We start from the raw sequence: 12,322 nt of genomic DNA, 5'->3' as shown, positions 1-12,322 counted from the left end.
TGTGGGTCGAAGGCAGGGGCCTCGTGGGTCAGTCGTCCTGGGCGGGCGCGTTCGGGTCCGGCTCCAGGGCCTGGATGCTCGCACGCAGACGCCAGAGCATCAACAACGCGGGCGCCGAGAGCACCGTGGACAGCAGGAAGAAGGGGGGCCAGCCGATCGATTCGGCCAGCACGCCGGCCAGCGGCCCCACCCAGACCCGGCCGACAGAGGCGAAGGCGCTCAGCAGGGCGTACTGGGTGGCGGTGAAGCGCTGGCTGGTCAGGCTCATCAGGAAGGCGACGAAGGCGGCGGTGCCCATGCCGCCGGTCAGGTTCTCCAGCGCGATGACCATCAGCAGGCCGCCATCCACCGGCGTGGCCTGGGCCAGGTGCACGAAGCCCCAGTCGAAGGCCGGGATGGTCAGCCCGGGCAGCGCGCCCTGCCCATGCACCGCCAGCCACCAGAAGCCCAGGTTGCTCAGGCCCTGGGCCAGGCCGAACAGCATCAGCGCCCGCCACAGGCCCAGGCGCAGCATCAGCGCGCCGCCGACCAGGGCGCCCAGCAGCGTCAGCCACAGGCCCAGCACCTTGTTGACCAGCCCGACCTCGGCCGAGCTGAAGGCCATGGTCTTGAGCAGGAAGGGCGTCATCAGCGCGCCGGCAAAGGCGTCGCCCAGCTTGTAGAGCACGATCAGCGCCAGGAAGGCCCGTGCGCCCGGTTGGTTGAAGTAGCTGGCCAGCCCGGACAGCAGGGTGTGAAAACGCGCCCGGCGGGCCGCCCAGGCGGCCAATGGCAGCGTGGTGGCCAGGCCCAGCAGCAGGGCGGCCAGGTCGGTCCAGCGTTGCTGCAGCGGGGCGGCCAGCGCGGTGGCCTGCAGCCAGGGTGACAGCAGGGCCGAGGCCAGTGGCACCCACAGGTGCTGGGTCAGCAGGTAGCCGGCCCCGGCCGCGGCGGTGACGGCCAGGAAGCCGGTCAGGTCCTCGCGCGCCAGGCTGCGGGGCACCTCGGGCCGGGGCAGGCGGGGCAGCAGGGTGGCGCTGGCCACGGCGGTGGCCACCATCAGGCCGGCCATCAGGCGGTAGACCTGCGGCCAGCTCCAGCCGCCGCCCTGGTGGGGGTCGGTCCAGATCAGCGCCACGCCGCCCGAGAGGATCATCGCCAGCCGGTAGCCCATCACGTTGAGCGAGGAACCCAGGCCGCGCTCGGCCGCCGGCAGCAGGTCGGTGCGGTAGGCGTCGATGGCCACGTCCTGCGAGGCTGACAAAAACGCCACAGCCACCGCCAGGAGTGCAAAAGTCTGTAACGACTGGCTGGGCGACGTGGCCGCCAGGGCCAGCAGCGCGCCGGCCAGGGCCAGTTGCGTGAGCACCAGCCAACCCCGGCGCCGGCCCAGGCCGGGCGGGTCGAAGCGGTCCATCAGTGGCGCCCACAGGAACTTGAAGGTGTAGGGCAGGCCCACCAGGCTCAGAAAGCCGATGGTGGCCACGTCCAGCCCTTCCAGGCTGAGCCAGGCTTGCAGCGCCTGACCGGTGAGGGCCAGCGGCAGCCCCGAGGCGAAACCGAGCAGGGTGACGACCAGCAGGCGGTGCAGCGCACGCAGGGAACGGCCGGGCCGTGCAGCGGCCGGCGGGGAAGACAGGGGCATGTCCCATTCTAGAAGTGGGGGGGCCGGCGGGCGGTGGATGGCCCAAAATGGGAAGGAATCGGCGATGATGGTCGCCTTGGTGGACAGACGACGGGTGAGGGTGTTGCCGTGGGTTTGATGGCGGATGTTCCCGCGTGGTACTGGCAGGTGTTGGGGGCCGTGGGCGGGCTGGGCCTGGGGCTGCTGATCGGCGTCATGTCGTTTCGCAAGCCCAAGAACCCACCGCCGGCACCTGCGGCGCGGCCTTCCCGGCCGACCCCGCTGGGGGCCACCGGCCCCGCGACCGTGATCGCCCCTGCGGCGGCCGGGGAGGCCCGTTCGGAGGCCGCGTCCCAGCGCTTGCTGGAACGCTTGCGCGAGACCAATCTGGATCTGACCGCCAAGCTGCGGGCGGCCACCGACAGCCATGCGCGCGAGCTGCTGGAGCGCAGCCAGCAGCAGCAGGCCGAGCAGCAGCGCCATGAGCGGCAGCTCGAGGAGCTGCGGGCGGCCCATGCCAATGAGCTGTCGCAGCTGATGTCGGCGATGGTGGAGCAGGTGGACGGCATGCAGCGCGAGCACGCCGAGAAGCTGGCTTCGCTGCAGGAGGAGATCGATCAGCTCAAGCGCCTGTCGCAGACGGTGGTCGATCCGGTCACGCTGCACATGGGCGGCGACATGCGCCCGCCGCCGGGCGGCTTGCCGCCACTGCCACGCCAGCCCTGAGGGCTCTTGAAATACCCGGCGCCGTACCCATTCTTCACGGCATGAGCACCGCCGATTCTTCCCGCACCCAGATGGTCTGCCCGCATTGCGGGGCGACCAACCGCATTCCCACCGAACGCCTGGGCGACGACCCGGTGTGCGGTCGTTGCCAGCAGCCCCTGCTGGACGGCCACCCGCTGGCGCTGACCGACGCCAACTTCGACAAGGTGGTGGCGGGCAGTGGGCTGCCGGTGGTGGTGGACTTCTGGGCCCCCTGGTGCGGCCCCTGCCGCATGATGGCGCCGCAGTTCGAGGCGGCGGCGGCCCAGCTCAAGGGCCAGGCCTTGTTCGTCAAGGTCAACAGCGATGAGAACCCGGGCCTGTCGGCCCGCTACGGCATCCGCAGCATTCCCACGCTGCTGAAGTTGCGTGGCGGCCGCGAGGTGGACCGGATGGCCGGCGCGATGCCGGCCGCACAGGTGGCGGCCTGGGCGGTGCGCTGAGGCGAGGGCTCAGACCCTGGCCGGGGCTGGTGTCAGGTCCACGTACAGCCACCACTCGAGCCAGACCGGCGGACGGCGGTAACCCTGCACCTCGGCGCTCGCCATGTCGGTGACATAGCGGTGCACATGGCACTTGTAGGGCGCGTAGGCGATGCCGATGCGCTGCGCCTGACGGAACAGCGCCCAGCGCTCCGGGCCGTCGGGCAGGGCCTGCATCTTCAGGTAGAGAGCGTCGAACGCGGCGTTCTTGAAGCGGGCCATGTTGTCGCCGCCGATCTTGGGGCTGAACAGCATGCCCAGGCCGCTCTGGCCATCGAACTGGCTGGCCGAGGAGTTCACGAACCAGCTCATCAACGAGCCGGCCTGAGCGGCCTTCAGGTTCTCGGGCCATTTGGCGGGCTCGATCACCCCGCGGATGCCGATGGTCTTCATGTCGCGCTGCCACAGATCGTCGAGCGAGCGGTAGAACTGGTCGGGCTGGGAGGCGCGGCGGATCAGCAGCGGTGAGCCATCCGGCTGCTCCCGCCAGCCATCGCCGTTGCGGTCCACGTAGCCGTAGATGTCCAAGAGCGCCTTGGCCCGGGCCGGGTCGTACTGCCCCATCTCGGAGCGGAAGTTCGGGTCGTAGCCACTGGTGTTGGGCACGATGAAGGACTGGGCGGGAATGCCCTGGCCCTGGCGCACCAGGCTGATCTCCCGGGGGATGTCCATGCCCAGGTTCATGGCCCGGCGCAAGGCAACCCGTTCCGGCGTGTAACCCCCCACCACCGGGTCGTCCATGTTGTACAGGGTGTAGCCGATGTCCGGCGCCAGGCTGTGGTAGCCCTGGATGCCCTGGTGGGCCAGATTGGGGGCCACCCGGCCATTGGGCATGCTCAGGGTCGCGAACTCCTCGGGCACCCGCTCGATGAAGTTCTGCTGCCCGTTCAGGAAGGACAGCCAGCGCGGCTGGCTCTCTTCGATGATGGAGACCTCCACCCGGTCGATCATCGGCAGCTTGCGGCCCCTGAACCGGGCCAGCAGGGCCTGGCCTTCGGCATCGTCCGGCGCCGGCTCGGCGTCGTAAAAGCGTTCGCGGTACTCGGGGTTGCGCTCCAGCGCGATCAGCGAGCTGCGCCGCCACTGGGCCAGGCGGAAGGGGCCGGTGCCCACCGGGTGGCCCATGATCTCTTCGGGCCCGTAAAACTCCACCACTTCGCGCGCCACGGCGCCCAGCAGATCGCTGCCGGTCAACCGCTCGATCAGGCGGGGGCGGGCAGCCGCCACCTCCAGGCGCAGGGTGTGGCGGTCCAGGGCGCGCAGGCCCGGCACCACGCGGTCGTAGTCGAAGGCCCGGCGCTTTTGCAGCGCCTCTTCGCGCAGCGCGGCCAGGCCGACGAAGCCGGCTTCCTCCAGGTCGCCCCAGGCCGGGCTCTTGTTGGCCGGGTCGGCAAAGCGCTTGATGGCGTAGACATAGTCCTCGGCCACCAGCTCGCGCTTGCGGCCTTTGAAGGCCGGGTCCGACATGAAGTAAATGCCCGGCTGCACCCGGATCACGAAGACCCGGAAGTCGGCCGACACCTCGGGCAGGGCGGCGGCGGTGAGCGGCTTGACCTTGGCCGGGCGGGCCAGGTGGTCGTAGGTGTACAGGCTTTCGAAGATGTGCGCGACGATGATGCGCGAGTACAGGTCCTGGATCTTCGCCGGGTCGAAGCCGGTCTCGGCGGCCTTGAAGGCGTAGCGCAGGACCTTGGGGCCGGCCGCGGGCGCTGGGGCCTTTGCCAGCGCGGCCGGACCGGTCAGCAGCGTGCCCGCGCTGGTCAGGCCGGCGGACTGCAGCCACTGCCGGCGGTTGGGGGTCTGGAGGATGTCGGGCATGCGCTCAGGCCTCGCGGGCGAAGGTCGGGTCGATGTCGATGTACTGCCACCAGTTTTGCCAGAACACACCGCGACGGTAGCCCAGCACTTCCGGGTGGGTGATGTCGGTCACATAGCGGTGCAGGTGGCACTTGTAAGGAGCGTAGGCGATGCCGATGCGCTTGGCGCGGGCGAACAGGGCCTCGCGCTCCGGTCCGTCCGGCAGCACCAGCAGCTGGCGGTAGATGGCGTCGAACTCGGCGTGCTGGAAGCGCGCCAGGTTGGCACTGCCCTTGAGCGGACCGTACATGCGCCCCAGCGCGCCCTGGCCGTCGGGCGCGGTGGCGGAGGAGCCCACGCCCCAGATCTGGTAGTTGCCAGCCTGGCAGGCCTTCAGGTTCTCGGGCCATTTGGCGGTCAGGAACTCGATCTGGATGCCGATCGCGTTCATGTTGCGCTGCCACAGCTCGTCGAGCTGGCGCGACTGGCCATCGGGCTGGGTGCGCTTGACCAGCTTGAGCGGCTGGCCGTTGGGCTGCTCGCGCCAGCCATCGCCGTTGCGGTCGATGTAGCCGTGGATGTCCAGCAGGGCGCGGGCCCGGGCCGGGTCGTACTGACCCATCTCGGAGCGGAAGCGTGGGTCGTAGCCCGAGGTGTTGGGCACGATCAGCGCCTGGGCGGGGATGCCTTGGCCGCGGCGCACCAGGTCGATCTCCCGCGGGATGTCCAGTGCCAGGTTCATGGCACGGCGCAGGGCCACCCGCTCGGGGCTGTTGCCACCGACCACCGGGTCTTCCATGTTGTAGCAGGTCAGCACGATGTCCGACACCAGCGAGCGGTAGGCCCGCAGCCCCTGCTTGCTCAGGTTGGGCGCCAGGTGGCCGCCCGGGATGGCCAGGCTGGCGAAGTCCTCCGGCAGCCGCTCCAGCAGGTTGTGCTCGCCGTTCAGGAAGGACAGCCAGCGCGGCTGGTTCTCTTCGATGATGGAGACCTCGACCCGGTCCAGCATCGGCAGGCGGCGGCCCTTGAAGCGCGCCAGCAAGGCCTGGCCCTCGGCGTCGTCGGCAGCGGGCTGGGCGTCGTAGGTGCGCACCCGGTAGTCGGGGTTGCGCTCCAGGGCGATCAGCGAGCTGCGGCGCCACTGGACCAGTTTGAACGGACCGGTGCCCACGGGATGGCCCATGATTTCGGGGCCGTAGAACTCGACCACCTCGCGCGCCACCGCGCCCAAGGTATCCCCCGAGGCCAGGGTCTCGATCAGCCGCGGCCGGCTCTGGCTCAGCTCGAAGCGCAGGGTGTAGCGGTCCAGCGCGCGCACCCCGGGCACCACGCGGTCGTAGTCGAAGGGCCGGTGGGACTTCAGCGCCTCTTCGCGCAGCGCGTTCAGACCGATGAAATCCAGCTCTTCATAGTCTCCCCAGATCGGGCTCTTGTTGGCCGGGTCGGCATGGCGCTTGAGGGCGTAGACATAGTCCTCGGCCACCAGTTCGCGCCGTCGCCCCTTGAACGCCGGGTCCGACGAGAAGTAGATCCCGGGGCGCAAGCGGACCGTGAAGACCCGGTAATCGCCGGAGACCTCCGGCAGCGCCACTGCGGTACAGGGCCGGATCTTCGCGGGGCGGGCCAGGTGGTCGTACTCGTAGAGCCCTTCCAGGATGTTGGCGATGATCAGGTGCGAGTACAGGTCGCTGACCTTGGCCGGGTCGAAGCCGGTTTCGGCGACCTTCAGGGCATAGCGCAGCACCTTCGGTCGGGCCGAGGCGCCGTCGGTGGCCGCCTGCAGCGGGCCGGGGCCGATCAAGGCGGCGGCCCCGGCCAGGCCGGCGGTCTTCAGGCCTTGGCGGCGAGCCGGTGAGGTCGGGGAGTCGGCAGCAAGCGGGCAGGAAGCGGAATCGGTCATGAACAGTCGGGAGAAGGCAGGGTGGGCCTGAGGGCCGTCAGTGCGTGGCGTTGGGCCGCTTCTGGCGGTCCACGTCCACATAACGGCCGAAATCCAGCGCGAACGGATGGGTGCGGTAGCCCAGCAGCCAGGGCTGCGAGAGGTACAGCCGAATGCGGTGCACATGGGGCTTGATCGGCATGTACACCGCCAGCAAGGATTGCGCCCGTTGGATCAGCGCATCCCGCTCGGTCCCCAAGGGCATGCGGTCGATCTGCCGCACCAGCGCATCGTAGGCGGGCAGTTCGAAGAAGGGGAGGTTGTTGGCGCCGGCTTCCGGGCCGTAGGCCTCGTGCAGAAACACCGAGCCATCGGGCGAGGTGGCGCTGTTGCCCAGGCCCCAGATCTGCAGCGTGCCGGCCTGGGCCATCTTGTACTGGTCCGGCCATTGGCCGGGGACGAACACCATGTGCAGTCCCACGGCTTTCATGTACTTGCCCCAAAGCTCATTGAACTGGCGGTAGGTCTCGTCGGGCTGGGTGTAATAGTGCAGGATCAGCGGTTGGCCGTCCGGCAGATCGCGCCAGCCGTCGCCGTCCCGGTCCACGTAGCCGTACAGGTCCAGCAGGGCCTTGGCCTTGGCCGGGTCGTACTCGCTGAAGCCAAAGTTCTGCGACGGGTCGTAGCCGTAGGTGTAGGGCACCAGGGCCGTGGTGGCGGGGATGCCCAGGCCGCGGCGCACCCGGTTGATCTCGGCCATGTTGTCGTAGGCCAGCGAGATGGCCCGGCGCAGGGCGACCTTCTCCGGCGTGTAGCCGCCCACCACCGGGTCCTTCATGTTGAAGTAGGTGTAGGCATGGTCGGCCTGCAGCGTGCGCTCCAGCGTCATGCCCCGGCGGGTCAGGTTGGGCGCCAGGTCGCCCCCAGGTGCCGCCAGGGGGGCGTACTCCAGCGGCACGCGCACCAGTTCGAAGTCGCCTGACAAAAAGGACAGCCAGGTGGGTTGGGCCGCCTCGATGATGGCGAATTCCAGCCGGTCCACCATCGGCAGCTTGCGGCCTTTGAACTGCCGCAGCAGCGCCTGACCTTCGGCATCGTGGGCGGCGGGGTGGGCGTCGTAGACCTCGTCGCGAAAGCCCGGGTTGCGCTCCAGCACGATCAGCGAGGAGCGCCGCCACTGGGTCAGGCGGAACGGCCCGGTGCCCACGGGGTGGGCGTCCACGTCCTGACCGTAAGCCTCCACCACCTCGCGCGCGACGGCACCAAAGGTGTTGGCATTGGCCATGACCAGCATGAAGATCGGGTCGGGGCGCCCCAGCGTGATGCGCAGCGTGTAGCGGTCGGGCGTCTGCAGGCCGGCCACCGGGGCGTCGTAGTCAAAAGGCTGGCGGGTGTCGAGGGCCTTCTGACGCAGCGCGTCCAGGCCCTGGATGTGGTACTCGCGGTACTCGGTGTAGATCGGGCTCTTCCAGCGCGGGTCGTAATAGCGCTTGAGGCTGTAGGCGTAGTCGGCCGCGGTCAGTTCGCGTCGGTGGCCTTTGAAGGCCGGGTCATCCGCGAAGTAGATGCCCGGGCGGATGTGCAGCGTCCAGACGGTGTAGTCGGCCGAATGCTCGGGCAGCGCGGCGGCGGTGCGCAGTCGCAGCTCGGCCGGCTGGGCCAGGTAGTCGTAGGTGAGCGGCGGCTCGATGATGTGCGCCAGGACCTGGTTCGAGTACTGGTCGGAGATCCGTGCCGGATCGAAGCCTGTCTCGGCGGCGTTCAGTGCATAGCGCACCGTCTTGAGTGGCGCGGCGGCGGGCTCAGCGGCTTGGCTGAGCCCGCTCAGGGCCATGCTCATGAGGAGCGGCACCAGGCTTGTGGCCCGTGCCAGGGTTCGAATCCAGCCCATGTACTGCTGTCTCGAGTTGGAAAACGCCGGAGTCTATCCGCCTCCCGAGCTGTCATCATGCTGGCACAGGGTTTGCGTTAGGGAGGGCTGTCGCCGAGGCCCACCTACACTCGCGCATTCTTCAGTCTGGCCGGGTGGCCACAAGCCGCCAGGTCTCAACTTGTCATTCACCCTATGCTTGCCTACCTGATACGGCGCCTGTGGCAGATGGTGCCGACCCTCCTGGGGGTGGTTCTGCTGGTGTTCGCCCTCTTCAAGTTCTTCGGCAGTGACCCTGCTGTCATCCTGGCCGGCCAGAACGCCACCCAGGCGCAGATCGCCGCGATCCGCCAGGAGCTGGGCCTGGACCAACCCTGGTGGGTTCAGCTGTGGATCTTCATCCAGCAGATCGCCACCTTCGACTGGGGCAAGAGCTGGGCCACCAACGAGCCGGTGGCACACCTGTTCGCCACCCGCCTGCCGGCGACGATGACGGTGATGGTGCCGATCCTGATCCTGGACTCGCTGCTGGCCATTCCGGTGGCGCTGGGCGTGGCCTATGTGCGCGGTTCGCTGACCGACCGCGTCATCATGGTCATCACCACGATCGCGCTGTCGATCTCCTTCCTGGTCTATGTGATCGTGGGGCAGTACCTGTTCGGCTTCGAGCTGGGCTGGTTCCCGGTGCAGGGCTGGAGCGATTCCACCTGGACCAACCTGGTGCAGTACGTGCCACTGCCGCTGCTGCTGGCGGTGGCGGTCGGCCTGTCGCCGCAGACGCGGCTCTACCGCACCTTCTTCCTCGATGAGCTGGGGCAGGACTATGTGCGCACCGCGCGCGCCAAGGGCCTGGGCGAAGGCCGCGTGCTGTTCAAGCATGTGCTGCGCAACGCGATGATCCCCATCCTGACCAACGTGGGGCTGGCGCTGCCGGGCATCTTCGTGGGCTCGTTCCTGATCGAGGTCTTCTTCTCCATCCCCGGCCTGGGCCGCGAGGTGCTGCTGGCGGTCAACCGCAGCGACTACCCCGTCATCCAGGCAGCCACCGTCTACCTGGCGGTGCTGACGATGCTGATCAATCTGGGCACGGACCTGCTCTACAAGCTGGTCGATCCGCGGGTGGTGCTGAAATGAATGCAGTGGTTCAACAGGCGGTGGGCGCAGCACCCACCGCGGCGCCGGTCCGTTCGGAAGGCGTGTGGCAGGCGGCCTGGCGCCGCTTCAAGGGCGACAAGGTCGGCCTGGTGGCGATGGTGGTGGTGGCGCTGTTCCTGGCGCTGATCGCGCTGTCGGCGGCCGGTCTGGTGGCGCGGGGCTGGCAGAACGAGGTGGGTGTGCCCAACGCGCCGCCCACGGTGATGGGGCCGCGCGCGGCAGATCCGAACCAACCCCGGGCCGAGTCGCTGGCGCCCAACGTGGACCTGAGCGACGTGGACCCGCTGGCGCCGCGCTACGCCGAGTGGGCCGAGAAGGCCAAGCAGTACCACGCGGTGGAGGCTCCCAAGGCCGAGACCCTGCCGCTGGGCGGCGACCGCCTGGGCCGCAACGTGCTGGACAAGGCCATCAAGGGCACGCAGATCTCCGTCTTCGTCGGCGTGCTGGCGGCGGTGGTGGCCACGCTGGTGGGCACCCTGCTGGGCGCCTTCGCGGGTTTCTTCGGCGGCAAGGTGGACGATTTCCTGGAGTGGCTCTACAACGTCTTCACCGCGATCCCGGACATTCTGCTGATCTTCGCCTTCGCGGCCGTGCTGGGCCGGGGCATCGACACCGTGGTGCTGATCCTGGGCCTGACCGGCTGGACCGGCCTGTACCGCCAGGTGCGCGCCGAGTTCATGAAGCACCGCATGCGCGAGTACGTGCGCGCGGCCGAGGCCATCGGCGCCTCGGCGATGTCGCGCATGTTCCGCCACATCCTGCCCAACGTGAGCCACGTGATCCTGGTGCGCATGTCGCTGATGGTGGTGGGCTTCATCAAGAGCGAGGTGATCCTGTCCTACCTGGGGCTGGGCGTGCCGGTGGACCAGGTCAGCTGGGGCACCATGCTGGCCGAGGCCCAGAGCGAGCTGATCCTGGGCTACTGGTGGCAGTTGGCCGCGGCCACCGTCTTCATGGCGGTGTTCGTCACGGCCTTCTCGTTGATGGCCGATGCCTGGCGCGATGCGCTGGACCCGAAGCTGCGCGGCCTGGAGTGAGACGATGAACCCGAACAACGAGCAAGACATGCTGCTGTCCATCCAGGACCTGAAGGTGGCTTTCCGCATGGGCCAGGTCAACGGCCAGGAACAGCTGGCCGAGGCCGTGGGTCGCGGGGCTCAGACGGTGAGCTTCGACGTGCCAGCCCACAGCACGGTGGCCCTGGTGGGCGAATCGGGCTCGGGCAAGAGCGTGACCGCCATGTCCATCCTGAACCTGCTGCCGGTCAACGCCCGCCGCAGCGGCCGCATCCTCTGGCACGGCCAGGATCTGCTGCAGACCAGCACGGCCGACCTGCGCGCGCTGCGCGGGCGCGAGATCGCCTGCGTGTTCCAGGACCCGATGAGCTCGCTCAACCCGGTGTTCACCATCGGCCAGCAGCTGATGGAGCCGCTGCTGGTGCACCTTGGCCTGTCGGCCAAGGCGGCGCTGGAGAAGGCCGAGTCGCTGCTGCAGGAGGTGGGCATTCCCGAGCCCAAGCGGCGCCTGAAGGCCTACCCGCACGAACTTTCGGGCGGCCAGCAGCAGCGGGTGATGATCGCGATGGCGCTGGCCTGCGAGCCGCAGCTGCTGATCGCCGACGAGCCGACCACCGCGCTGGACGTGACCATCCAGCGCCAGGTGATCGAGCTGCTGGCCAGCCTGAAGGCCAAGCGGGGCCTGTCGGTGCTCTTCATCAGCCATGACCTGGGCCTGGTGGGCGAGATCGCCGACCAGGTGGTGGTGATGCGCCACGGCACCATCCGCGAGACCGGCCCGGCCGCGCAGATCTTCAGCGCCCCCCGGGATCCCTACACCAAGGCCCTGCTGGCCTGCCGGCCCAGCCTGGAGCACAACCCGGCGCGGCTGATGGTGATCGATGACCACATCGCCGGCCGTCAGGCCGACGCCCCCGCGCGGGCCAAGGATCCGGCTGCGCCGGTGGTGCTGGAGGTGAAGTCGCTGGCCAAGAGCTTCTTCTTCAAGACCGGGCTGTTCGGCCAGCGCGAATTCCGCGCGGTGCGCGACGTCAACTTCAAGCTGAAGCGCGGCCACACGCTGGGCGTGGTGGGCGAATCGGGTTCGGGCAAGACCACGATGGGCCTGACGCTGCTGCGCCTGCACGAGCCGACCAGCGGCGAGGTGATCTTCGACGGCCAGGACCTGCTCAAGCTCAAACCGGCCGAGTGGCAGCAGATGCGCCGTCGCATCCAGATCGTGTTCCAGAACCCGTACGCTTCGCTGAACCCACGCTTCACCGTGGGCCAGGCGCTGATCGAGCCGATGACCATCCACGGCATCGGCGCGAACGCGGCCGAGCGCGAGCAGCGCGCCCGCGAGCTGCTGGTCAAGGTCGGGCTGGATGCGAGCGCCTTTGGCAAGTACCCGCACGAGTTCTCCGGCGGCCAGCGCCAGCGGGTGGCCATCGCCCGCTGCCTGACGCTCAACCCGGAGGTGCTGGTGCTCGATGAGTCGGTCAGCGCGCTGGACGTGTCGGTGCAGGCCCAGGTGCTCAACCTGCTCAAGGACCTGCAGGACGAGCTGGGCCTGTCCTACATCTTCATCAGCCACGACCTGGCGGTGGTGCGCTTCATCTCCGACGAGGTGCTGGTGATGAAGGACGGCGAGGTGGTCGAGCAGGCCAGCGCCGAGGACATCCTGCACCACCCGAAGCAGGACTACACCCGCCGACTGATCGGTGCGGTGCCCAAGGGCTGGCAGCCGGCCGGCGCGGCGTCCGTCGCTTGAGGCCC

At 68.9% G+C, this 12,322-nt stretch carries 9 protein-coding genes; 5 read left to right on the top strand and 4 right to left on the bottom strand.

Annotated features, from left to right (window positions below; all coding sequences use genetic code 11):
- Positions 1-28: 28 nt before the first annotated feature.
- Positions 29-1,624 (bottom strand): AmpG family muropeptide MFS transporter, encoded by a 1,596-nt coding sequence (locus KGA65_RS16685; protein ID WP_225864256.1) that lies wholly within the window; start codon positions 1,622-1,624, stop codon positions 29-31.
- 117 nt (positions 1,625-1,741) lie between these two features.
- On the opposite strand from KGA65_RS16685, the gene KGA65_RS16680 reads away from it, so the two are divergent.
- Positions 1,742-2,329, top strand: coding sequence for a hypothetical protein (locus KGA65_RS16680; RefSeq protein ID WP_225864255.1), 588 nt, complete (start codon positions 1,742-1,744; stop codon positions 2,327-2,329).
- 41 nt (positions 2,330-2,370) lie between these two features.
- Positions 2,371-2,811 (top strand): thioredoxin TrxC, encoded by a 441-nt coding sequence (trxC, locus tag KGA65_RS16675; RefSeq protein ID WP_225864254.1) that lies wholly within the window; start codon positions 2,371-2,373, stop codon positions 2,809-2,811.
- 9 nt (positions 2,812-2,820) lie between these two features.
- Here the strand turns inward: trxC and KGA65_RS16670 are convergent, their stop codons facing one another.
- The 3 genes from KGA65_RS16670 to KGA65_RS16660 are packed head-to-tail and all read right to left on the bottom strand — an operon-like array spanning position 2,821 to position 8,366.
- Positions 2,821-4,668 carry an ABC transporter substrate-binding protein gene (locus KGA65_RS16670; protein ID WP_225864253.1) on the bottom strand — a complete coding sequence of 616 codons (1,848 nt, stop codon included), beginning with the start codon at positions 4,666-4,668 and terminating at the stop codon, positions 2,821-2,823.
- 4 nt (positions 4,669-4,672) lie between these two features.
- A complete protein-coding gene (locus tag KGA65_RS16665) occupies positions 4,673-6,547 on the bottom strand; it encodes an ABC transporter substrate-binding protein (protein ID WP_225864252.1) in 1,875 nt (624 codons plus the stop codon).
- 37 nt (positions 6,548-6,584) lie between these two features.
- Entirely contained in the window at positions 6,585-8,366 is a 1,782-nt protein-coding gene (locus tag KGA65_RS16660) for an ABC transporter substrate-binding protein (protein ID WP_225864251.1), read from the bottom strand.
- A gap of 225 nt (positions 8,367-8,591) precedes the next feature.
- On the opposite strand from KGA65_RS16660, the gene KGA65_RS16655 reads away from it, so the two are divergent.
- Genes KGA65_RS16655 through KGA65_RS16645 form a run of 3 tightly spaced genes read left to right on the top strand, consistent with a single transcriptional unit; the run spans position 8,592 to position 12,317 of the window.
- Positions 8,592-9,530 carry an ABC transporter permease gene (locus tag KGA65_RS16655; protein WP_225864250.1) on the top strand — a complete coding sequence of 313 codons (939 nt, stop codon included), beginning with the start codon at positions 8,592-8,594 and terminating at the stop codon, positions 9,528-9,530.
- The gene (locus KGA65_RS16650; RefSeq protein ID WP_225864249.1) at positions 9,527-10,588 is read left to right on the top strand and encodes an ABC transporter permease; all 1,062 of its coding nucleotides are present in this window, start codon (positions 9,527-9,529) and stop codon (positions 10,586-10,588) included. The genes KGA65_RS16655 and KGA65_RS16650 overlap by 4 nt, the downstream gene beginning before the upstream one ends.
- Before the next feature lie 4 nt (positions 10,589-10,592).
- Entirely contained in the window at positions 10,593-12,317 is a 1,725-nt protein-coding gene (locus tag KGA65_RS16645; RefSeq protein WP_225864248.1) for an ABC transporter ATP-binding protein, read from the top strand.
- Positions 12,318-12,322: the final 5 nt, after the last annotated feature.

Source organism: Ideonella benzenivorans, assembly GCF_020387415.1.
GTDB classification, from domain to species: Bacteria; Pseudomonadota; Gammaproteobacteria; order Burkholderiales; family Burkholderiaceae_C; genus Ideonella; species Ideonella benzenivorans.
Note: the sequence above shows the minus strand (reverse complement) of the source record. Positions and strands in the feature narration are given on the sequence as shown.